Origin of the sequence: Niabella agricola, assembly GCF_021538615.1 — a bacterium.
In the GTDB taxonomy this organism is placed as follows: Bacteria; Bacteroidota; Bacteroidia; order Chitinophagales; family Chitinophagaceae; genus Niabella; species Niabella agricola.
In genome coordinates this window covers 4,781,021-4,803,331 of record NZ_JAJHIZ010000003.1, presented here as the reverse complement: position 1 = coordinate 4,803,331, position 22,311 = coordinate 4,781,021, and the positions used below count along the sequence as shown (strand labels likewise).

The following is a 22,311-nucleotide window of genomic DNA, read 5'->3' as shown; positions in this document are numbered from 1 at the left end:
AATAAACGGTTATGGTAAAATAGTGTATGGATATTTGTCAACAGCTCCCAAAAACTACCGTATCGGCTATTTTTCCGTAATTTTGCAGCCTTTATGCACGGTACAAAAACAGTAGCATTTCATACACTTGGGTGTAAACTCAACTATTCAGAAACCTCTTCCCTTTCCCGGCTGATGGAACAGGAAGGGTTTGAAAAAAAGGAGTTTACAGATGTTGCGGATGTATATGTGATCAATACCTGCTCGGTAACCGACAATGCCGACAAAGAATGCAGGCAGCTGGTACGCCGTATCCAGCGCAAGGCTCCGGAAAGTGTTGTAGTCATTACCGGCTGTTACGCCCAGTTAAAGCCGAAAGAAATCGCTGATATACCCGGCGTAGACCTGGTATTGGGCGCTGCCGAAAAGTTCAATATTGTAAAACATATTAAAGAACTTTCAAAAAACGACGCCGCCAAAATATGCAGCTGCGATATTGAGGACGTAACCGGTTTTCACAGTTCTTACTCCATTAACGAACGTACCCGCACCTTTTTAAAAGTGCAGGACGGCTGCGATTATACCTGTTCTTTTTGCACCATTCCCATGGCCCGTGGCAAAAGCCGCAGTGCTTCCATTGATGCGGTATTGAAAGATGCAGCGGCATTGGCAGCCTCCGGCGCGAAAGAGATCGTGCTTACGGGTATTAACCTGGGAGATTTTGGAAAAGGCCCTGATGGCAATGCTGCCGCAGCCATTAATGGCAGAAGCGAAACCTTCTTTAAACTAATACAGGAACTGGACCAGCTAGAGGGCATCGAGCGCTTCCGGATCTCTTCTATTGAGCCCAACCTCCTGGGAAATGAGATTATTGAATTTGTTGCCAACAGCAAAAGATTTATGCCCCATTTTCATATTCCCCTGCAGAGCGGCAGTAACACCATCCTGGGGGCTATGCGCAGAAGATATAAGCGCGAACTGTACGCAGACCGGGTGGGCCGCATCAAAACCCTGATGCCTCATTGCTGCATCGGAGTAGATGTAATTGTTGGTTTTCCGGGCGAAACCGATGCTTACTTTAAAGAAACCTACGATTTCTTACACGAACTGGAGATCTCCTACCTTCATGTTTTCACCTACTCCGAGCGAGCCAACACCCATGCACTTACGCTTCAGCCGGTGGTACCGGTATCCGTACGTAACGAGCGTAATAAAACGCTCCGGAACCTTTCCTATATGAAAATGCAGTATTTTGAACAACAGCATGCAGGGCAAACCCGGAAAGTCTTGTTCGAAAACCATAATAAGAACGGCATGATAGAAGGATATACGGATAACTACATCCGTATTGCCACTCCTTACCGAAAAGAATGGGAGCACCAGATCATCGACTGGACCCTGTAAGAGAAAGTTTATTTTACTCTTGCTACTTTATTCCTATATTTATTTTTGTTGAGCACAACCAGTTAGCAATTACTGCTTTTACATTAACATTTTCTTTTTATTTCCTGGCCTTCGTGGTATTGTATTTGTATTTCAATAACAGAGAAAGATACTTAGAAAAGCTCTTTATATCGTTTGATATAAGCCTTTAAACCGTTTACAGTACTGGCTTACAGCCGGAAATGTTTTAATATTTTTTATGTTATTTATTAACAATTCCTATATAACACTAAATCTTTTCTCTGCGTTTAGAAAGTATGTAAACCTTTATTATTTATATTTTTTATTAAAATTTTAATCATGAAAAGAACTACAAAAACAGTAATGATGGCGTTGGCTGCAACCGTGATCACCGGAAGTGCATTTGCTCAGGTAGACAGTACAAAAACAGATTCAACCGTCGTGTCTACGGATTCTACGCAAACAGACAAAAAAGACGATAAAGAAAAGTCTAAGGAGGACTCCACAGCTACTCCTACACCACCACAGGCTTCTGTAGCTCCTTCGGTAAAGAACAATACTTATGTTTGGGTTGCTACCAACAGGGAACTGCTGGGCAACAAGAAAATAGCAATCGAAGCAGAAAAGCAAGAGGCCTGATTTTATGGAATCCGGTTTATTAAAACCACACTGGGAAACCAGCGTGGTTTTTTTTTGTAAGTTTGGCAGAAGAATGAGAAGATTATGTCTACAAAAATAAAGTGCCCGAACTGCCAGCATGAATTTCCGATTGAAGCCGCGCTTACCGATGAGCTGAAAAACGCTATTGAAAAAGAGAAAGAGGGCCTGCGCAAACAGATGCAGGATTATAAAAAGAACAAAGACGAGGAGATTGCGCAGTTAAAAAAAACCGCGGAACTGGAAGCATCCAGGGCCAATGAACAGTGGCAGCAGAAATTAAACGCAGAAAAGCAGGCGCTGCAGCAGCAACTGGAGGCTCAACTACGCAAAAGCATCAGCACCGATTTCGAAACCCGCATCGGATCCTTGCAAAAAGCCAATGAAGAGAGCGAGGAGAAGCTAAAACTGGCCCGTCAAAAAGAAGCCGAATTTTTGCGCAAAGAACAGGAGTTTAAAACCCGGGAGGCAGAGCTTGAAATTACCGTACAGAAAAAACTGAATACAGAGCGTGAAAAAATAGCCGATGAGCTGCGCCGGATCGAAAACGAAAAAGCGGCATTAAAAGAAAATGAGTACAACCTGAAGCTTAAGGAGCTGGAAACCCAGTTGGAGCAACAAAAAAAACTGGCTGCAGAAATGCAGCGAAAAGCCGAACAAGGCTCTATGCAGTTACAGGGCGAAAGCCAGGAACTGGCACTGGAAGAAATGCTTACAACGGCCTTCCCCTTCGATCTCATCGAAGAAGTAGGCAAGGGTGTGCGCGGGGCCGACTCCATTCAAACCGTTCGCAATAACCTGGGCGTTGCCTGTGGCAAGATCATCTGGGAAAGCAAACGGGCTGAAAACTTTGGCGGCGACTGGATCGAAAAGCTCAAGGCCGATATGCGCAGCCAGGGTGCCGATGTGGCTGTGCTGGTTACCCGGCGCTATCCCAAAGACATGGAACGCTTTGGCGAAAAAGAAGGCGTATGGATCTGCAATTTCAATGAAGCAAAGGCCCTGGCCAGCGTATTAAGAGATGGCATTATTAAAATATTCAATGCGTCCAAAAGCCAGGAAAATAAAGGAGACAAGATGAACCTGCTCTACGCCTATCTTACCAGTCCGGAGTTTGCCGAACAGTGGAAGGCCATCCGGGAAGGCTTTTTAAGCATGAAGATCTCGATTCAAAGAGAGCGCGATGCGATGGAACGTTTATGGAAAGCGCGTGAAAAGCAGCTGGAAAAAGTATTGCTCAATGCCACCCATATCCGCGGTTCCATTGACGGCATCAGCGGCCTGGAGTCGGTAGACCTGAATTTACTTGGCTATGAAGAGGAGGAATAGCCCGGTCTCATTAAATGACACTATTTCATAAAGTGTGTAAGTTAAAATCGAGTCTTAACAGAATCGATTTTTTAACTTTAAACACAATATGAAAAGATGAAACCGGAAGACTTTTTATCAGACGACTTTTTGAAGCAGTTCAAAACAGGCGAGCAGCTCAATGATTTTTTAGCCAGCATTCAGAAACGGGCCATTGAAAAGATGCTGGAAGGCGAACTGGATGATACCTGGGTTACGACAAGCATCAGCAGAGTGATAATCCCAATGCCCGCAATGGTCATGGCAGAAAGAAAATAAAAACAGGTTACGGGCAAATGGACATCGAGGTTCCACGCGACCGGGAGGCCAGTTTTAACCCGATACTGGTGCCCAAACGAGAGAATATGGTTGAAGGGCTGGAAGAGGTCATGGTGCCCATGTACGCCAAAGGCATGAGCGTATCGGATATCCAGGAGCATGTAAAAGATGTTTACAAATTTGATGTTTCCTCCAGTACCATCAGCCGGATCACTTCCCGTGTAGCAGAAGACATTATCGCCTGGCAAAACCGTCCTTTGGAAACAGTATACCTGATTGTTTGGATGGATGGGATTGTTTTCAAAGTCAGGGAGAACAGCAAAGTGGTCAACAAAACTGTTTACATCGCCGTAGGGCTTCGTACAGACGGATATAAGGAAGTATTAGGCATGTGGCTGGGTAAGAATGAGACTTCGGCCTATTGGCTGAGTGTGCTCACCGATCTAAAATCCCGTGGTCTGCAGGATATCCTGATCACTGCCACCGACAATCTCAATGGCTTTACGACCACGATCAGGACAGTATTCCCCGAGTCCTCCACTCAGATTTGTGTGGTACATCAAATCCGCAACAGCATGCGCTATGTAGTATGGAAGGACCGAAAAGAATTTACCCGGGACATGAAGGATATTTATGGTGCCCCCACCAGGGAGGCTGCAGCCGCAGCGCTGAACGGCTTTGAACAAAAATGGGCCGGTAAATATGCTTATGCCATCCGTAGCTGGAAGGAAAACTGGGAGGAACTGACCGTGTTTTTTGACTTCCCCATTGATATCCGACAGATCATTTATACGACCAATCTCATCGAGAACCTCAACGGAAAGATCAGAAAATACACAAAGAATAAACTTTCCTTTCCCAATGATGATGCGGTGTTGAAATCAGTTTACCTGGCACTCAGAGAAGTGTCAAAAAAATGGACAATGCCCATCAAAAATTGGGACACTGTTTCATAAAGTGTGTAAGTTAAAATCGAGTCATAACGGGTTCGATTTTTTAACTTTAAACACAATATGAACAAATGAAAACGGAAGATTTCTTATCGGACGACTTTCTGAAGCAGTTCAAAACAGGGGAGCAACTCAATGAGTTCTTAAGCAGCATTCAAAAACGGGCTATTGAAAAAATGCTTGAGGGTGAGCTGGATGATCACCTGGGCTACGAAAAGCATCAGCAAAGTGACAACCCCAATGCGCGCAATGGTCATGGCAAAAAGAAAATAAAAACCGGTTACGGGCAAATGGAAATTGAGGTTCCACGTGACCGGGAAGCCAGTTTTAACCCGATACTGGTACCCAAGCGGGAGAGCATGGTTGAGGGGTTGGAGGAGGTCATGGTTTCCATGTACGCCAAAGGAATGAGCGTATCGGACATTCAGGAGCATGTAAAAGATGTTTACAAATTTGATGTTTCCTCCAGTACCATCAGCCGGATCACTTCTCGTGTAGCAGAGGACATTATCGCCTGGCAAAACCGTCCTTTAGAAACGGTATATCTGATCGTCTGGATGGATGGAATTGTTTTCAAAGTCCGGGAGAACAGCAAAGTGATCAATAAAACCGTTTATATCGCTGTAGGGCTGCGCACAGACGGTTATAAGGAAGTGTTGGGCATGTGGCTGGGCAAGAATGAAACTTCGGCCTATTGGCTCAGCGTGCTCACTGATCTAAAATCCCGTGGTCTGCAGGATATTCTGATCACTGCCACCGACAACCTCAATGGTTTTACCACTACCATCAGAACGGTATTCCCTGAATCCTCCACTCAGATCTGTGTGGTGCACCAGATCCGCAACAGCATGCGTTATGTGGTCTGGAAGGACCGCAAAGAGTTTACCCGGGACATGAAGGATATTTACGGCGCTCCTACCAGGGAGGCTGCGGCAGCTGCTCTGGATGGTTTTGAGCAAAAATGGGCTGGTAAATATGCTTATGCCATCCGAAGTTGGAAGGATAATTGGGAGGAACTGACCGTATTTTTCGACTTCCCCATTGATATCCGGCAAATCATTTACACCACCAACCTGATCGAAAACCTCAATGGCAAGATCAGAAAATACACAAAGAATAAGCTTTCTTTTCCCAACGATGATGCTGTACTGAAGTCTGTTTACCTGGCACTCAGGGAAAAATTGGGGCATTGTCCTTAATCAGTTCTTAATTATTTTTGGTGATAGATTGAAGGTATAGCTCTACGATTATTTTACCTCGATTTTAACTTACACACTTTTCGGGATACTCCCCATTAAATATAAAAAGGGAATGGAAGGTGTCCTTTCATTCCCTTTTATCTATTCCGTAAATATCCCTATAATTTATTATCGCAATCGACCAGCACCCCTTTTACATCATATACAATTGCCCGATCTTTTTTTAGCCCCTGCAGGTCAATATTTAAAAATTCGTTGTGTGCTACTCCCAAAACGATCGCATCAAATTTAGTTTCTGGCAGACTAGTCGTACTTTCAATACCATATTCATGGAGTACCTCCGACGGATTTGCCTTGGGATCAAACGTGGTTACCTCCACCCCGTAATCCTTTAATGCTGAAATAACGTCTACGATTTTTGTATTTCTGACATCGGGACAATTCTCCTTAAAAGTAATGCCCAGCATCAGTATTGCCGCACCATTAACACTGATTCCTTTTTTGATCATCGTTTTTACCACCTGGGCGGCTACATACTCGCCCATGGAATCATTCAGACGGCGTCCGGCCAGAATGATTTCCGGATGATAGCCGTGTTCCTGCGCTTTCTGTGCCAGGTAATAAGGATCCACACCAATACAGTGTCCTCCCACCAACCCCGGTTTAAAGGGTAAAAAATTCCATTTGGTACCGGCCGCTTTCAATACATCCTGTGTATTAATCCCTAGGATATTAAAGATCTTAGCCAGCTCGTTTACAAAAGCGATGTTGATATCCCGTTGTGAATTCTCAATGACTTTGGCAGCTTCCGCCACTTTAATTGTTGGCGCAAGATGTGTACCTGCAGTGATTACAGACCTGTAGATTGCATCTACTTCACGACCAGTTTCAGGCGTGGAACCCGATGTTACTTTCAAAATTTTTTCAACGGTGTGCTCTTTATCTCCAGGGTTGATTCGCTCCGGTGAGTATCCGGCAAAAAAATCTTCATTAAATTTCAGTCCCGATGTTTTCTCCAGTACCGGGATGCACTCTTCTTCAGTAACACCAGGATAAACGGTGGACTCATATACAACAATATCCCCTTTCTTCAACACCTTGCCCACGGTTTCCGAAGCCTTGTAAAGAGGCGTCAGATCCGGCCGGTTGTGCTTATCAACAGGTGTAGGCACTGTTACCACATAAAAATCGGCATCCTCAATATCAGCCAGTTGATTGGATACATACAATCCCTTATCGCCCGAGCGGAACGGATGATTCGGAGTTAAAACCCCTTGCAGCACCGCCTCTTCTACTTCCAGTGTCAAATCCTTCCCAGCCTGCAACTCATCAATACGCTTCTGGTTGATATCAAAACCGATCACCGGGTACCTGGTAGCGAACAAGCGGGCGAGTGGCAGCCCAACATAACCCAAACCAATTACTGCGATTTTTTTCATGTATACCTCTTTATATTTATAGTTGTCTTATTTTAAATTTTCCCAATACCATTTAACGGCCTCTTTTAAACCCTTATCGATCGTATGTGTAGGCTGGTATCCCAGCAGGGTTTTTGCTTTTTCCACTGAAGCTAAAGAGTGCGGGATATCGCCCATACGATTGGGTCCGTAGATAATAGGAATTCCGGCAATTTCTGCATCATATCCGCTTAAATATTCTTTAAGATATCTCACCAGGTCATTCAACGTGGTTCTATCCCCCACTGCCGTATTATAAACGGTATTCACCGCTTCCGGGCGCCGGGTTAACATCGCCAGTTCATTCATCTGGATCACATTGTCGATATAGGTAAAATCACGCGAAAAGTTTCCGTCGCCGTTTATTACGGGGCTTTCATGCTGCATCAACTTCTTTACAAAGAGGGGTATCACAGCGGCATAGGCTCCGTTAGGATCCTGGCGGCGGCCAAACACATTAAAATACCGCAGCCCGATCGTTTCGATACCATAAGTTCTCGAAAAGATTTCTGCATACAGTTCGTTGACATATTTGGTAATGGCATAGGGAGACAGGGGTTTCCCGATCACATCCTCAACTTTCGGAAGACTTTCAGAGTCGCCATAAGTGGAGGAAGACGCCGCATATACAAAGCGTTTTACGCCTGCATCCCGGGCCGCTACGAGCATATTTAAGAACCCCGAAATATTTACTGCGTTTGAAGTAATCGGGTCCTTTATAGAACGCGGAACAGATCCCAGCGCTGCCTGGTGCAACACATAATCCACCCCCTTCACCGCCCTCTGGCAATCCTCCGGGCTACGGATATCGCCTTCTATGAGCTCAAAATGGGCTTGGCCGAAATAAGGTTCAATATTATGTCTGTACCCGGTAGAAAAATTGTCCAGGACCACTACCTTATATCCTTTTTCAAGGAAATAGGCAGTAAGGTTGGATCCTATAAAGCCGGCTCCTCCCGTAATCAGAATTTTTTCCATATACTATATACACTTAAAAAATGATCATTGCCCCGCTGCTTACATCAAAGTTCCGGGTAGAATCAATCATGCGGTCACCGGGTTCATTACAGTTATTCGCTCCCCGATTGCCGGAACAGATCCCGGGCGGAGAGAACAATATGGCGGCAAATCTAACCATTATACCATACGGTTGTATACCTGATGGGTTTTTTGGGCGATATTTTTCCAGTCATAGGCCTCCATATCGTAAACGGCAGGGTTGTTTATCTTCCCATTGTCCGCAAATTGCCGCAGTTTTTCCGACAATGCCCGGACATCACCAGCCGGAAAATAATTTTCAGGATCCAGGTGCACCTGTGTATTGGCGGGGATATCGGATGCAATAATGGGCAGCTGATAGGCCATCGCTTCCAGCAGGGCAATCGGCAGGCCTTCATAAAAGGAAGGCAACACAAACAAAGCACAGCAGGAAAACAACTGCGCCAGCTCTGCTCCCTTAAGAAACCCCGGCAACAATACGCCGGCCTGCCTTGCCTGTGCTTTTAATGTTTCAGAATAGGCTGATGCATGGTCTGCATCGCCGGCTATCACCAACCGGAACCGATCGGAAAGCCCCGATTCCATAAACGCTCTAATGAGGTAATCGAATCCTTTCTCTGGCACAAAACGTCCCAATGTAAAAATATACTGTTTCCGCTGCAAGGCGAATTGCTGCAGCACTTCAGGCTTAAAGAGCGGCCGCCCTTTAACGGATACACCATTCGGAATCCGCACAACATTCCTGCGTCCATATTTTTTTACCACACTTTCCCCGATCGCCTCTGATATTACCACCACTTCATTGGAACAACCAACCCCCACCCGTTCTCCCACCTTTAAAAAAAGCCGCGCCATCCGCCCCCATTTCTTTCGTTCATAATCGGGACCATGGTGCGTCATTACCACCTTAAGCCCCAGCAAGCGGGCGATCGGAACAACCAGCGCGGGTCCAACAGCATGAACATGGATCAAATCGGGTCGTTTCACCGCGGCATAAAATACAGCCAGCACGGAATGCACAATGGCCTCAAAAGCCTTACTTCTGGGGGCGTAGATCTGCTTTAGCCGCACCCCCCGGAACAGGGTACCGGTTCCGTTGCGAACATAGCCGGAGCGTCCGACCACAGTAATCTCGTGCTTAAAGTCTCTTACCAGAACGGGATATAATTCCTCGCAATGCGTTTCCACACCACCTGGTATATTGGGGATCCCACGGGTACCCAGCACAATAATTCTCATAACCGGCCTCCTTCAATTAATAATCTGTAACTTTTTACCAACCGGGTTATTGAATAGTTCTCCATAAGCAGCTGCTTTCCTCTCTGCCCCATTTCTAACCGCAGTCTTTGATTCGATAGTAATTTATCTAAACAGGAAACCATCCCGTCCACATCTTTTACATCTACTAAAAAACCGTTTTTTCCCTGCGCTACCAACTTATCATTATCCCCAACATTGGTGGCCACAACAGGAAGGTCTGCATTCAAAGCTTCCATAATCGCATTACTGGTACCTTCAAATACGGAGGTCGATAAATAAATATCAGCATGATCCAGCATCGATGCAATATCTGCCGGATTAATCCAAACCTCCACAATATGGTTCAGCTGCAATTCTTTTATCCGGCCACGGATTGCTGCTTCCAACGCCCCATGTCCGACAATCTGGTATTTTATGCCGGGATGCATCAGGCTCAGCTTAAGAATCACATCCAGAGCCGTATAATAATCCTTCTCGGCCACGAAGCGCCCCACCGTTATAATACGAAGTGGTGCATGCTGCCGGTCCTTGTTTCGATATGAACGGATGGCATCGAAGCAATTGGGAATGACCACCATTTTATCTTCGGCAAATCCCCGGGACGAAAAATAGTTCCGGCCCGAATAGCAGTTTAGAACAGCCTTTGTGGCCCAGGCATTGCAAAGCCACCGGTCAATCAAGGCTTTTGCCGGAGGAAGATAGGCGCTCCGGATACCGGTATATATATTGCGAACCCCGGTGCATTTAGCCGCTATAACCGATAAGAAATTAGCACCCGTTAAATAGCTAAAAACCACCTCCGCCTCCTGCTGTTTGAGATACCTGCAGAACTGCGCGAACCGGGAACCAGGATGTCCCTTAAACGCCTTTACCACAATGGACGGCACTTCCTGCAGGAGACTCAAATACCGGGGTTCCTGATACCGCGCATTCAAAATTATATAATGCACGCTATAGTCATCGGCAAGCGCCCTTGCCAACAAAACGGATTGCTTTTCGGCACCGCCGCTAGTAAGATTTTTCACAACAACTATGACTACCTTCCTATTCATATTGAAAATATTGTTCAAGGAATTGCTTTTTTTCCACCGGGTTCATCGTCTTGGTTGAAAGCGCTTCACGCATCACTTTTTCGTAGTACTGATCCTTCGTTTTTATAATCTTTGCCGGCACACCGCCAATCACAACATTTGAGGGAAAGCTTTTTGTCACAAGCGATTTGGCACCGATAATGACGTTGTCGCCAATGTTAACTCCCGGCATAATTATAGTATCATATCCAATATAGACATTATCTCCGATACAAATTCGCCGAATGATGTCCCAGCTGGGATGTTGTTCCCTAAAAACCCAAACACCTCCATCATGTGTTTCAAAATGAACTTTCGTTGCCGACACATGATTGCCAATTGTTACCAGATATGGCTCCGTACTAAATGATATTTTATAGAAACGACAGTTTTCACCAACTTTTACACCTAAAAGTCTGGCCCAGAGAACGGGCCGGATATATTTCAAAGGGATTAAAATTAACTTCTTTAACTTCATTGCTCAATCATTAATTATTCCATAATATTTTGTGCAAAATCTCATACCACTCAATTTACCGCCGGCACGGTGAAAGCTTTCGCTGTTTTTTAAAGTGCTGAGGTATATAACCATTGAAATATTTAAATCTTTTGTACGACCTCCCGTCACTTTACTCGTTTTTTACTGCCCGTCTCTAAACAACCGATTAAAAACCATCAGGTATTCCCGGCTACATTTTTCGATGGAAAAATTCTTTTCGTAAAAATCAACCATGTTCTCCTTTTTTAAGATCTCCCTGCTTTGAATCATTCTTTTTAATACAAGGGCATAAGCCTCAACAGAAAAATCAGCCGCTAAAAAACCAGTTTTACCATCTTCTATAATATCCACGGCCCCGCTCACCGGTGTGCTCACCGGTATGCAACCACAGGCGAACGCCTCCAGTAAGGTTATAGGCATCCCTTCATATAAAGAAGACAGACAAAATGCATCACAGCATAAAAAGTAGTCTCCGACGTTCTTTTTCGGTCCGACAAAATGCACCCATTCGCCCGCTGCTTTCCTCAATTCTTCCCCCAATGAAGTGTCAAAATAATTATTCCCCACAATCACAAGTTGCAAACACACCCCTGCTCTCACTAATCCATTAACAGATTGAATCAGTAATTGCAAATTCTTCAGCTCCGTACACCTCGCCACGGATAATAACACCATATCATCTTTTGTGCGTTTTATTTCATTAATAAAGGCAGCCACTCGGGTATATTCTGAAGTACGAGACGGCTTCGACCTTCCATTATAAATCAGTATGTCATTGTTAATTTTCAGAAACCGGCGTAACGCAATCCTGTTTGATTCAGAAATCGAAATCAGAACTAGGTTTCTTTTTCTTGCCAAATAAGCTACAACGAACTTCCTGTAACCATAGAGATACGCCTCCGGCTTACTATGCAAGGTGTATACATACCGGCACTCTGAATAAAAAGAAAGTGCCCATAACAGATAATGCATCTGGCAATGAATATGTACAATATCCGGCCGAATCTCCCGGATCTTTTTATATACCTTTATGAGATATTTCAGTTTGGGACCATCTCCAAATCCCATGGGGACAAAATGAATCCTTTCAGACAATTCGCTCACCAAAAGATTTTCGTTCAGTGCCTCCCTGTTTTTTAACACCACAACAAAAACTTCTACGCCTTTCTCCAATGCAAGCCGGTTGCTCAAATCTACCAGCAGCCGCTCTGCGCCTCCCAGGTTTAAAGAATGAATGATTTCTATGATTCGCATGCAGTACGTAGTTTTTAGTGCTTCAACATCTTTGCCTTAAGCCAAATCAACTTCATAAAAAACAACAGGCAACGATCTGTCAATACCGCTGATCCGGTTCGCTCAACAAAACGCATCCCTTTTGCAACCATCCGGGGCAATCCCATATCTTCCAAAGCCAGCTTCCTAGCATTCTTAAATGCACCGATATATTTACTCCTGATGTTCACCGGGTATTTTTTAACCAGGTAGAGCGCAGTCAGCAGGTTAAATCCGACCACATTTCTGTTGCGTTTTTCCAGTTCAAAAACATCGAGCCCTTTTTTTCTTAACTTCGATTCACATTCACAAAGTGAGGCGTAAAGTGCCACAAGGTCATCCGGCGTGGTCCGGTATTTATCAATCTTATATCCAGGACTAATATAAACATACCCGGCTTTATCAGTAATAAATACCGAACTCACCACGCTTAGATACTCCAGAACGAACAAGGTATCCTCCCCCACCCGGGCTGCGGTATCGAATCTTATCCCATGGCAATCGATTACCGACCTTTTAAACATTTTTCCCCAAACAGCACGGACAAGATGATGATTAACCACACGCTGCCGGGCTTCAGTTCCACAGCTTGCCGCTGATATACCTTCAACAGCCACCGTTCCGTTTGGTGAAAGAATTTTAACCCCGCAAACCGAAAAGTCTTCGTCACCATGAGGCAGCAGCAGACTTAAATAATTTTCATCAACATAATCATCGGCATCAACAAATGTTATATAGCTCCCTTTCGCTTTCTCTAAACCCATATTCCGCGCGGCGCTCACTCCCCCATTTTTCATGTGATATACCTCAACCCGGCTATACCGGTCTGCGTATGTATCGCATATCTTCCCGGAATCATCTGTACTGCCATCGTTGATAAGTAACACCTCATAGCAGGTATACGATTGCCGCAACAAACTACCAAGACACCTGCCCAGATAGCGGGAGGCGTTATATACCGGAACAATAACAGAAACCAGTTCAGGAACTGCATTTGTACTTTCGCCACACATCATAATAAAAAAACAGTTTGTAAAGTATTACCAACGCAAGAAACACGATATACAGGCTGATCGTAACCGCGCCATTCATGGTCACCAGCAAAAGATAATAAACCGGAATGGCCATCACAACCAGTCGCTTCCCCTTGAATTTGTCTGCAAAAACCAGCCCCGCAAAAAACAGAACATACAGCACAACGCCTACAACCCCCTGCTCCACCAAAATAGGGATCCACACACTTTCTGCACCGTAGAGATCATAATTGCTATCTCTCAGCGTTCTTGTATACCCCAACCCATGTCCGAAAACCGGTGATTCAAAAAAACTGTTTAATGCAATGGTGTATTGGGTTTCCCGCATCGACAAGGAACTTCCGGCTACATCCCTGGACTGCGCATCAAAAACGGATGTAAGGATCGTCAGCTTGTCAACAACCAGGGGCAATACAACCACAGCCAACACAGCACCAACCGTTATGCTCGTGCGATACCGTTCAGGCATCTTCAACAACAATAACGGAGTCACCATCACAAACGGCACAATGGCAGATCTTGAATTGGAAAGAAAAACCGAAATCGCAACCAATAGGATCAGGTATGGCACATAGCGGCCATACTTTTTCAATATCGATTTGAAATAATAATGAATGATTAAGATCAAATACAGGTAGGAAACAATCGTCAGCGAAAAAATAAACGGGCTCATAAATAACGACTGCAACCGGATTCCCCGTTCTGAATTCAGATAAGACAACATTTTCATTTCCTCCGTCTGAGAGGCCGCCAAGGCTATTTCAACATCTACGATCGGGTTGGAAGCGGTAACATAAGAGAACAGACCATACAAAAGGGCTATCGTAACCGCCACAGACAGGTAACCGACCACTGTTTTTAGATCTTTCGGCGTTCGGATAACAGCAAAAACAACAAGAACAATCAGCAGATCGTTAACGGCAAACTGAAGGATTTTGAGAAACGATTCATTAAAGTTGTTTACAGGAAAAAAAGCCGCAAATAAATAGGAGCCCAGTAAAACCAGGCATGGATTCGTAAATGGGTTCACCAATCGTTTAATCGGAAATTTTATACAATAAAGGGCGATAAAAAAAACATTTAATGCAAAAGTGATCGTTAAAGACGGAGCCGAAAATTTTAGACAGGTGGCTAAATTGAAGAATATAGAGAATGCCGCCCAAAGGAACAGTGCATCTCTGTAATTCAGGAAGGCATATGTAATAAAACAAAGTGTTATGATTATATATAACGCCATTATGCAATAACTTTAGCTTTGGTTCTGTCCATTTTTTCCAATTCCTTTTTTAAAACCTGAGCCTACCATTATTTCTATTACCATTTCGATTGTCAGCGCAGCTCCAGGGCCTTTTTTAAAAACTCCCGGGAAAAAGTCCTTTTTTCTTCCAGGATCTGATCCACCTGCTGCCAATTGATGGCTTTGAAAATCTCAGCGCCTGGTATCTCTTTTGAAGAAAAGATCAGTCGTTCCCTCAGGCAAAACATGGACAGCAGCGATTCGAACCGGGCTGTGCCCCGGCGCCGGTTGCCGTATACCAAAAAAGGTTTTTTGAAAAGAATGGCGAAGACACAGGCATGAAATGAATCCGTGATGATAAAATCAGCCTCATAAAATCCTTTGATCCAATTTTCGGTTGGCGGCGCAATCCGATCTGCCAATGCAGCTTTTACATCACCTGTTTTTGCATTCACCCGGAAAACAGGACGGTCCAACGCCAGGCTCACATATTCAACCACCGCTGTTTTATCTGCCGTTTCATCTAGTATATATACAAGCACACCTTCCTGCTTTTGAGACGGGCCGGTCAACTCTAGGTACCGGGTAGCGTCCAACAGCATTGTGGGGTCCACGACATGTTGCGCTTTAACATGAAAGTACTTTTTACAAAACTCAACACCCCTGGTCTCCCGAACAGAAACAGCGTCGAATCGTTCCAAATGTTTCGCGCAATTTTTTTGTTGTACGACGGAGTATTCCCATTCTTCTGTACCGAAAGAAGCAGCATAAGCAATGCGCCGGGTGTGGCTGCCCTTCAAAAATCCCAGGAAATAATCTTCAATATTTGAGGTATATGCCGTTCTCCAAACCTGGTCGCTACCCACTATGATGGCATCAAACCGGTGCTCCGCTGCCAAAGCAGACAAACGCTTTGTTGTATACACGGCCTTTGTCTGCGGTTGAATATATTTATCTATAAACGGCTGAGTATATTGACTGATGACGGGATATTCCCGTTTCTTTTTGGCTTCTACAAAAACGGCTGTATCCGTTTTACCAAAGCCATATTTTAGCAGGAGCCGCTTTGAAATGGCCAATGGCAGCTTCCACCTGGGAATACCGGCAGCCCGCTTATTTATCAGGCAGACCTCATGCCCCATATCTCTCAAAATACACATTAGAGCATACGCCTGCAGATTTCCACCATAATTGGTATGCAGGGGAAGCGTTAATACTCCGATCCTCATAACATTTTTAATTTTCTCATTTTATGATAAATTCTTGTAACAAGTCTCAGTCTTTTTAATTCTTTATACATCTTATAATGAAACGCCTCCAGCGATGGGGTGCTTCGCCAGTATCTTAAACTTTTCTCTCTGGTAACCTGTCTTTGCAACTGGACGATGCTATACACAATCGAAATTGATTTCAGCATCCGTTTCCGCACATATGGCAAAACATAACCCCGCGATTTTGCATGCCGCATTCGCAGCTTTAAACCATTCTGTCTATGTAAAAAACTTGGCCGCTGAGACTCAATAATTTTATCTTTATTTACCATGTTTAGTTCAAGATCGCCATTCAAAATCCCCTTCTTAATCAACTGATCTGCCAGCGATGTCCGCGTAACGATTACGCTGTTACCCAATCCATCTGTCCGGTATTCCGGCAACCAGGCGTCACCCAATGAAACATCCGCCAACTCCGTCAACACATCCGTACAAAAGTCGCAGGCTTTTGATTTAAACAAACCCGAACCCCACATGTCTCCAACAGTTGACATTTTCATTTGATAAAAGACATCCATTTCATCATAGGCACCAAAGGAATAGTCAGAAGCCATACTATTCGCGTCCTTGATCCGGTATTGCTGATTGTGATAACTCCCGCTGATTCCTGCATGCTGAGCCAGGAAGTCGGTAAAAAAACGGCTTTTCCAGCCTCCGCAAATAATTCCTATCAAAAACGGTATTTTATTCTTCAAATCCGGGTAATAATATTGTTTTAACCGTATTGCCTTTATAAAGCAGGCCACACCGGATACCGCTATTCTTCCCTCAATTTTATTGATCTCTGTAAATAGCTTTTCGAGCGTAATGGGTATATACCGTGTTTTTGAAGTTCTCTTTATGTCCTCCACATTCGAAAACAATTGATATTCGTATCCCCCTTTCACCTCCCTCACAACATATAAATGATCCACAATCTTTTCCTGCAGAAGTTGCTTAAAAAGATAAGTGGCGATGCCTCCGGAGGAAGAGGAGTTGCGAAACTGACGGCTATACCCGATATATGTGCCTTCAAAACAACCTATTTCAGCATCCCGCTTTGTCGCCTGCCCTAAAAAGATAGCAGCCAGCTGATCCTCATCTGCCACCACTGCTTCAGGTTCCGGGTTAAACGGACAAACCTTCATTGCCGCACGGGGAATCGCTCCATCAATGGTAACCGGCTTCAGAAATCCATATTCATCCCAATCCATTTTTATCACCTGTTCCGATTCCGACACACATACACCACAACCGGTGCAGAATTCGCCTTTAAAAAGATTCATACTTTATTTTTCTATTTATTCGCCCCCTAACCAGCTTTACAATGAATACCCGCTCCTGTGAAGACAACCCACCAAAAAAAATCGCTACGCCCGTACTACATACCAGAATCAGGCTCTGGTAAAGCAACTCCATAATACCTGTAGCCCCACCCGTTAATGAATGCATCAGGTACAGCCCCCCCAGGGATAAAACGGAAACCCGTATTACAGGGAAAAGAACTTCTTTGACGTATGTGCCGATATCCAAGCCAATCATCTTCCTCAGAAACAACATCCTGATGCCTAATGTTATCAGCGACAACGCGATGGCCACATACAAAAAATACACAGGGTTGTGATAGGCCCTTAATACCAGATAATTAACGGGCAGGTTTAACATAAGCGTGGTTCCAACAACGATCTGGTACCACTTTATATTGCCGGTGGCCAAAGCCCCTGTAATTAAGGGAGATGAAATACTTTCAATTGCGAGGTTCAGCAGCACCAGTACTACGAAGACATCAGTGGACGGAGGCGGCGTTTTAAGCCACCAGATTAGTATAAAATGAACATTTAATATTACTGGAGTTACCAGCAGGGTCACCAAAAAAAAGGAGAGCCTGGAACCTCTGAACATTACCTCCCGCAGGGTTTGCATATCGCCACGCCCGTAGCTTTTATATATCTGTGGATTGATAGCCGTTTGAAAGCTTTGGACAAACCCGCCAATAGTGCCCTGCACCTGCACCATAATGCCATAGGACGCATTGACAGCCGTTCCAAAAAACAGATTCAGCAATATATTTGTTCCCTGGCCCTTGGCGACAGCTGCCACATTTCCAAAAAGGTTCCAACCCGAATACGCTAAAAGCGTTCTATACGCTCCTGCGTCTCTAAAGAACGTAAACCTGGTTTCTTTAAAATTCCGGAGACAGTAAACCTTATAGATGGTAGAGACCAATAAGGCCACCAGCACTAAAAGCACCGCATAGGTTTTTAACTTATCGAATGGAGAAATCCAAAGCAGATAAACCGCACACAATTTTAACAGTACCTCAAGAATACTGATAAAAGCGAAAACGCCCATCCGTTCTCTAACGATAATCATTGCATTAAAAGGCACCTGCGTTATCGTAATAATACTTGACAATACTGAAAACTGATAAACAACATTAGCTTCCGCTATCCTGTTACCAGGTATCACCAGCCTGTGGTTTAGAAACCAAAGTCCCAGGCTTTCTGCAACGATCAAAACAATAAGGGCAATACCGATATGAATGATCAACGCCGCATTAAAAGTTGTATGCAACTTATGCCAATCCTTTCGGCCAATATCAACTGCCAGGAATCGTTGCGTAGCCGACGACATAGCTCCGTTTAAAAAGGCAAAAAGTACGACCACACCACCTATTATGCTATAAATGCCATAATCTGTTACGCCCAGAACATTCAGCACCACTCTGGAGGTATACAAACTAACCCCCATTGTTAAAAACATTCTCAAATAAAGCAGCAACGTGTTCTTTGCTATCTTCCTGTTATTATTTTCCAAACGTATAAATAATTGATCCGCTAAAAAAAACTTCCCGTTGAGACACTGGCATATGTCATATCCGCATCAGGTACATAAGCCATTAAAATCATTTAATCATAAACACCTTTAGCTCACCCGGTGTTTATTTTTTCCGGCTTCCGAAGCCGCCACCCGCGCCGGCGCCCTTCAGTTTCTTCCGCGTAATTGCCATATCCGTACCCATAACCATACCCGTAACCATACCTGCTATAAACGCCGCCCCTGACCCGCACATCATTTATGATCAATTGTAGGGGCCTGATCTTTTCCTGCGCCACCAGGTCATTTGGCAACCTTAACTGCTCTTTGTAGGTATGGCCCTGGCGTACCAGGTACAGGCACAGGTCACTATAGCGCGATAAAAGCTGCGCATCCGTTACCATGCCTACCGGAGGTGTATCCATCAGCACATAGTCGAATTGCTGTTTTACCTGTTTAAATAATTGCGCTGTACGTGTATTTACCAGCAGCTCAGCAGGATTGGGTGGCAGGGCCCCGGCCTGTATGAGAAACAGATTTTCATGGATCCCTGAAGGCATCACAATATCGGAAACAGTTAGCTCCGGCCGCACTACATAATGAGAGAACCCTTTGCCACGAGTTAATCCCAGTTTTGTTGTAATACCGGGCTTGCGCAGATCGAGTTCCATGAGCAATACTTTTTTATCCAGCAGCGCAAGACTCAATGCCAGGTTTAATGCAACGAAAGATTTCCCTTCACTGGACATCGAGGAAGTAAACAGGATCGTATTGCCACCATTGAGCGAAAATTCCAGGTTGGTACGCATGGCACGGAACTGCTCTGCAATGGCAGAACGCGACCCCGGAGTAACGACTACCGAATGCTCCTTTTCTGAATGTGCTACAACACCCAGTACCGGCAATGTAGTTATCATTCGCACATCCTCAGCACCGCGAACTTTTACATTCAACAAATCCCGGAAGTATCCGATTACAAGCGGCAATGCCAATCCGAATATGAGCCCCAATGCGTAAATCATTTTTTTTCTGGGTGCAAAAGGCAACTCTTCTGCTTTAGGAACGTCGATCACTTTTGAGTTGGCAACATTGGCTGTGCGACCGATCGCTGTTTCCTCCCATTTTTCCTGCAGGAACACATACTGTGCCTGTTTGATCTGTTGTAAGCGTGCCAGGTCGATATAGCCTCTTTCAATCACCGGCACTTCATTTAGTTGGCCATTAAACCGGCTGGCCAGCTGCTGCTGACTCCGGCGTGCCTGCTCCAGCTGGTTGCGGGTATTGGCCAGATTGTTAATCATATCCTGTCGCAGCCCTGCAATCTGCCCGTCAATATTTTTCACCAGCGGGTTATTGTCGGTATTGGATAAAAGCATCCGTTCCCGCTGCAGGATAAGATCATTATACCGTGCCGAAAGGCCACTAAACGTTGCGTCCTGGGGCAGCAAGGCAGAGGGAACCACGCGAGGCCGGTTCTTGTCTTTTAAATAATCTGAAACCACATCCAGTGAAGCCAGCTGGCCATCAGCCTGCGCAAGGTCCCTGGTAAAAGCGGCAGCGCCTTCGAGCAAAATCCGGCTTTGCTGCGAGATATCGGCCAGCTTTGTTTCTTTCTTATAACCAGAGATCCGGTCTTCTACCTCAGCCAGTTCGCCGGTAACTTTTTCAAGACGGGCGTTTATAAAAGCCAGTGTGGAATCAGCGATCTCATTTTTGTCAGTAAGATTACGCTCCACGTACTTGTTAATAAGGGTACGCAAAAACTGCTCGCCTTTTCTGGGAAGGTTGTGCTGCAGGGTAAGGTCGATGGTGGAAACCTGCTTATTCGTCACCTCGGCTGTTAGTGCACCTCTCAGCCCCTCTACAACTTTACGCACCGGCAATACAGAAAACCCATAGCGCTCCAAACCATACTGCTTTGCCTGGTTCCGGCTTACCTTAACCATTCCTGTACCCGGCAAAAAGAATGTCTTCCCCAATATAATATGAAGTGTTGTATCTGCGTTCTGAAGACTTACACCGCTCTTGTCTGCAACAATATCAAAAGCGTTTGTCTTCAGAATGGAGTCCGGAGCCGTTTCCACCGTAACAAGATACGGTGCTTCCATAACCGGAACACTATGTACGGTACCCGCTTTAAAATACGAAATATACGCTTTTTCCGCCAGCACCATTTCCCGCATCAGATCGGCCGTTTTTAAAACTTCCACTTCATTATCCACAGAACTCTTTGCTCCCATAAGACCCGAGAGCTCGCTCAGGGCTGCATTCTGCAATAAACTCCCTCCTTTTTTATCGTCTGACACCAGCAGTTTTGCGTGGATCTTATAATTCGGCAGGGTATAGCGAAGATAGATGTAGGCTCCCGAAAAACCGAGGATCCCGCATAGTAAAAACCAATACCAGTTAGCGCGTATACGGCTTATTAAACGCAATAAGGTCTTATTGCCGCCTTGTTGCGTTCCTGGTTCAAGTTCATCTTCCCAATTAAACTCTTTTTGCATATTCTACTAATAATCCTAAAAATAATTTAACAGCATTCACCGGATGCTACCGCACTCTCGATAGTGCCACAATCAACACCGACACAATGGAACCGATAATCGCAAAGGTTTGGGTACGTGCTGCGTTATTTGCAGCCGCCTTCGCCTTACCAGGCTCCACATACACCACATCATTTTGCTGAAGATATAAATAGGGCGATGTAAGTGCCTGTCCGCTATTCAGATCAAACCGTATGGTTCTCTGTTTTCCATCAACATCGCGCAGCAACAGTACATTCTGCCGGTTGCCGTAAATCGTAAGATCTCCGGCAAGACCGAGCGCATCCAATAGGGTAGCCTTTTCACCGGTTACAAAATATGTTCCGGGCCGGCTTACTTCACCCAGCACCGTTATTTTAAAATTCAGCAACCTTACACTAACTACCGGGTTCTTATAATACATAGCCGCTTTGGCTTGTATCTGTGTTTTTATTTGCGCTGTGGTAAGCCCTTCTACCTGCAATGTGCCAAGAAGCGGCAGTTCGATGGTGCCGGCCTCACTTACCAGAAAACCGTTGCCAGCCTGGGATGCTATTGCACCGGTTGCCCCCTGCAACCTGGTGGCGGTTTCTGTTAACATCGCAGCGCTGTTATCCAACGTACTGATGGTAATTCCGAGGAGATCATCCGGTTTAACTTTAAGCGCCCGGTAATCTACCGTCTGAATCAGGCGCCCGCTTGAATATGCCGAACTGTCTGCCGGAATATTCCTGAAGTAGGGAACTTTCTGATACGTTTTACAAGCAGTCAGTGCCAGCACAAGTGCACCAACCAGTATGGCATTTGTTCTTCTGATTTTATACATAAATACAGTCAATATTCCGTTGCGCATTCAGTTGCCGGACCGGAACAGCCATGGGGCCGGAACGCCCGGCAGCCGCCAACTGGTGATCCGTAGTCTCGAACAGTCTTCTATCAGCTTCTTTGCAGAAGCTTAATCTCTAAAATAACACGTGCTAAAATCGAAAACAAAGCAGTGTTTGGAGGGCATTAGTTTTTTAACGTGTCAAAAGTAATCACTTCAAACAACACTACCAACATTCTTTCCAGATACCGAA

The 22,311-nt window shown here is 44.9% G+C and carries 19 protein-coding genes; 6 read left to right on the top strand and 13 right to left on the bottom strand.

Features of this window, described 5'->3' with window-relative positions:
- The first annotated feature begins 93 nt into the window (after nucleotides 1–93).
- The 6 genes from mtaB (at nucleotide 94) to LL912_RS25220 (ending at nucleotide 5,815) form a co-directional block, all read left to right on the top strand.
- Nucleotides 94–1,383: a tRNA (N(6)-L-threonylcarbamoyladenosine(37)-C(2))-methylthiotransferase MtaB gene (gene mtaB / locus LL912_RS25245; protein ID WP_235556406.1), complete on the top strand. Its 1,290-nt coding sequence runs from the start codon at nucleotides 94–96 to the stop codon at nucleotides 1,381–1,383.
- 339 nt (nucleotides 1,384–1,722) lie between these two features.
- The gene (locus tag LL912_RS25240) at nucleotides 1,723–2,022 is read left to right on the top strand and encodes a hypothetical protein (RefSeq protein WP_235556405.1); all 300 of its coding nucleotides are present in this window, start codon (nucleotides 1,723–1,725) and stop codon (nucleotides 2,020–2,022) included.
- 84 nt (nucleotides 2,023–2,106) lie between these two features.
- A complete protein-coding gene (locus tag LL912_RS25235; protein WP_235556404.1) occupies nucleotides 2,107–3,369 on the top strand; it encodes a DUF2130 domain-containing protein in 1,263 nt (420 codons plus the stop codon).
- Nucleotides 3,370–3,465: 96 nt separating this feature from the next.
- Nucleotides 3,466–3,666 (top strand): hypothetical protein, encoded by a 201-nt coding sequence (locus LL912_RS25230; protein ID WP_235556403.1) that lies wholly within the window; start codon nucleotides 3,466–3,468, stop codon nucleotides 3,664–3,666.
- Nucleotides 3,597–4,622, top strand: coding sequence for an IS256 family transposase (locus LL912_RS25225; RefSeq protein ID WP_235556548.1), 1,026 nt, complete (start codon nucleotides 3,597–3,599; stop codon nucleotides 4,620–4,622). Before LL912_RS25230 ends, LL912_RS25225 begins: the two co-directional genes overlap by 70 nt.
- A 65-nt stretch (nucleotides 4,623–4,687) precedes the next feature.
- The gene (locus tag LL912_RS25220; protein WP_235556402.1) at nucleotides 4,688–5,815 is read left to right on the top strand and encodes an IS256 family transposase; all 1,128 of its coding nucleotides are present in this window, start codon (nucleotides 4,688–4,690) and stop codon (nucleotides 5,813–5,815) included.
- A gap of 158 nt (nucleotides 5,816–5,973) precedes the next feature.
- Here the strand turns inward: LL912_RS25220 and LL912_RS25215 are convergent, their stop codons facing one another.
- The 13 genes from LL912_RS25215 to LL912_RS25155 all read right to left on the bottom strand — a co-directional run bounded on the left by LL912_RS25215 (nucleotide 5,974) and on the right by LL912_RS25155 (nucleotide 22,058).
- Nucleotides 5,974–7,254 carry a nucleotide sugar dehydrogenase gene (locus LL912_RS25215; protein ID WP_235556401.1) on the bottom strand — a complete coding sequence of 427 codons (1,281 nt, stop codon included), beginning with the start codon at nucleotides 7,252–7,254 and terminating at the stop codon, nucleotides 5,974–5,976.
- Nucleotides 7,255–7,281: 27 nt separating this feature from the next.
- Nucleotides 7,282–8,250, bottom strand: coding sequence for an SDR family oxidoreductase (locus LL912_RS25210; RefSeq protein ID WP_235556400.1), 969 nt, complete (start codon nucleotides 8,248–8,250; stop codon nucleotides 7,282–7,284).
- Nucleotides 8,251–8,409: 159 nt separating this feature from the next.
- Nucleotides 8,410–9,510, bottom strand: coding sequence for a glycosyltransferase family 4 protein (locus LL912_RS25205; RefSeq protein ID WP_235556399.1), 1,101 nt, complete (start codon nucleotides 9,508–9,510; stop codon nucleotides 8,410–8,412).
- Nucleotides 9,507–10,583, bottom strand: coding sequence for a glycosyltransferase family 4 protein (locus LL912_RS25200; RefSeq protein WP_235556398.1), 1,077 nt, complete (start codon nucleotides 10,581–10,583; stop codon nucleotides 9,507–9,509). Before LL912_RS25200 ends, LL912_RS25205 begins: the two co-directional genes overlap by 4 nt.
- Nucleotides 10,576–11,079 (bottom strand): acyltransferase, encoded by a 504-nt coding sequence (locus tag LL912_RS25195; protein ID WP_235556397.1) that lies wholly within the window; start codon nucleotides 11,077–11,079, stop codon nucleotides 10,576–10,578. The genes LL912_RS25200 and LL912_RS25195 overlap by 8 nt, the downstream gene beginning before the upstream one ends.
- A gap of 162 nt (nucleotides 11,080–11,241) precedes the next feature.
- Complete coding sequence (locus LL912_RS25190; RefSeq protein ID WP_235556396.1) at nucleotides 11,242–12,354, bottom strand: glycosyltransferase; 1,113 nt, start codon at nucleotides 12,352–12,354, stop codon at nucleotides 11,242–11,244.
- A 14-nt stretch (nucleotides 12,355–12,368) separates the two neighbouring features.
- Entirely contained in the window at nucleotides 12,369–13,385 is a 1,017-nt protein-coding gene (locus LL912_RS25185; protein WP_235556547.1) for a glycosyltransferase family 2 protein, read from the bottom strand.
- A complete protein-coding gene (locus tag LL912_RS25180; protein ID WP_235556546.1) occupies nucleotides 13,354–14,436 on the bottom strand; it encodes an O-antigen ligase family protein in 1,083 nt (360 codons plus the stop codon). Before LL912_RS25180 ends, LL912_RS25185 begins: the two co-directional genes overlap by 32 nt.
- Before the next feature lie 299 nt (nucleotides 14,437–14,735).
- On the bottom strand, nucleotides 14,736–15,872 hold the full coding sequence (locus tag LL912_RS25175; protein ID WP_235556395.1) for a polysaccharide pyruvyl transferase family protein: 1,137 nt from the start codon (nucleotides 15,870–15,872) through the stop codon (nucleotides 14,736–14,738).
- Nucleotides 15,869–17,179 carry a Coenzyme F420 hydrogenase/dehydrogenase, beta subunit C-terminal domain gene (locus LL912_RS25170; RefSeq protein ID WP_235556394.1) on the bottom strand — a complete coding sequence of 437 codons (1,311 nt, stop codon included), beginning with the start codon at nucleotides 17,177–17,179 and terminating at the stop codon, nucleotides 15,869–15,871. Before LL912_RS25170 ends, LL912_RS25175 begins: the two co-directional genes overlap by 4 nt.
- Nucleotides 17,166–18,644 carry a lipopolysaccharide biosynthesis protein gene (locus tag LL912_RS25165; protein ID WP_235556393.1) on the bottom strand — a complete coding sequence of 493 codons (1,479 nt, stop codon included), beginning with the start codon at nucleotides 18,642–18,644 and terminating at the stop codon, nucleotides 17,166–17,168. Before LL912_RS25165 ends, LL912_RS25170 begins: the two co-directional genes overlap by 14 nt.
- Nucleotides 18,645–18,823: 179 nt before the next feature.
- The gene (locus LL912_RS25160; RefSeq protein ID WP_235556392.1) at nucleotides 18,824–21,214 is read right to left on the bottom strand and encodes a GumC family protein; all 2,391 of its coding nucleotides are present in this window, start codon (nucleotides 21,212–21,214) and stop codon (nucleotides 18,824–18,826) included.
- Between the two features lie 46 nt (nucleotides 21,215–21,260).
- The gene (locus LL912_RS25155) at nucleotides 21,261–22,058 is read right to left on the bottom strand and encodes a polysaccharide biosynthesis/export family protein (protein ID WP_235556391.1); all 798 of its coding nucleotides are present in this window, start codon (nucleotides 22,056–22,058) and stop codon (nucleotides 21,261–21,263) included.
- Nucleotides 22,059–22,311 lie beyond the last annotated feature (253 nt).

Bases quoted from the DNA above. Each gene is read 5' to 3' on its own strand.
- mtaB (WP_235556406.1), top strand. From the start codon at position 94: ATGCACGGTACAAAAACAGTAGCATTTCATACACTTGGGTGTAAACTC.
- LL912_RS25240 (WP_235556405.1), top strand. From the start codon at position 1,723: ATGAAAAGAACTACAAAAACAGTAATGATGGCGTTGGCTGCAACCGTG.
- LL912_RS25235 (WP_235556404.1), top strand. From the start codon at position 2,107: ATGTCTACAAAAATAAAGTGCCCGAACTGCCAGCATGAATTTCCGATT.
- LL912_RS25230 (WP_235556403.1), top strand. From the start codon at position 3,466: ATGAAACCGGAAGACTTTTTATCAGACGACTTTTTGAAGCAGTTCAAA.
- LL912_RS25220 (WP_235556402.1), top strand. From the start codon at position 4,688: ATGAAAACGGAAGATTTCTTATCGGACGACTTTCTGAAGCAGTTCAAA.
- LL912_RS25215 (WP_235556401.1), bottom strand. From the start codon at position 7,254: ATGAAAAAAATCGCAGTAATTGGTTTGGGTTATGTTGGGCTGCCACTC.
- LL912_RS25210 (WP_235556400.1), bottom strand. From the start codon at position 8,250: ATGGAAAAAATTCTGATTACGGGAGGAGCCGGCTTTATAGGATCCAAC.
- LL912_RS25205 (WP_235556399.1), bottom strand. From the start codon at position 9,510: ATGAGAATTATTGTGCTGGGTACCCGTGGGATCCCCAATATACCAGGT.
- LL912_RS25200 (WP_235556398.1), bottom strand. From the start codon at position 10,583: ATGAATAGGAAGGTAGTCATAGTTGTTGTGAAAAATCTTACTAGCGGC.
- LL912_RS25195 (WP_235556397.1), bottom strand. From the start codon at position 11,079: ATGAAGTTAAAGAAGTTAATTTTAATCCCTTTGAAATATATCCGGCCC.
- LL912_RS25190 (WP_235556396.1), bottom strand. From the start codon at position 12,354: ATGCGAATCATAGAAATCATTCATTCTTTAAACCTGGGAGGCGCAGAG.
- LL912_RS25185 (WP_235556547.1), bottom strand. From the start codon at position 13,385: ATGTGTGGCGAAAGTACAAATGCAGTTCCTGAACTGGTTTCTGTTATT.
- LL912_RS25175 (WP_235556395.1), bottom strand. From the start codon at position 15,872: ATGAGGATCGGAGTATTAACGCTTCCCCTGCATACCAATTATGGTGGA.
- LL912_RS25170 (WP_235556394.1), bottom strand. From the start codon at position 17,179: ATGAATCTTTTTAAAGGCGAATTCTGCACCGGTTGTGGTGTATGTGTG.
- LL912_RS25165 (WP_235556393.1), bottom strand. From the start codon at position 18,644: ATGGGGGTTAGTTTGTATACCTCCAGAGTGGTGCTGAATGTTCTGGGC.
- LL912_RS25160 (WP_235556392.1), bottom strand. From the start codon at position 21,214: ATGCAAAAAGAGTTTAATTGGGAAGATGAACTTGAACCAGGAACGCAA.
- LL912_RS25155 (WP_235556391.1), bottom strand. From the start codon at position 22,058: ATGTATAAAATCAGAAGAACAAATGCCATACTGGTTGGTGCACTTGTG.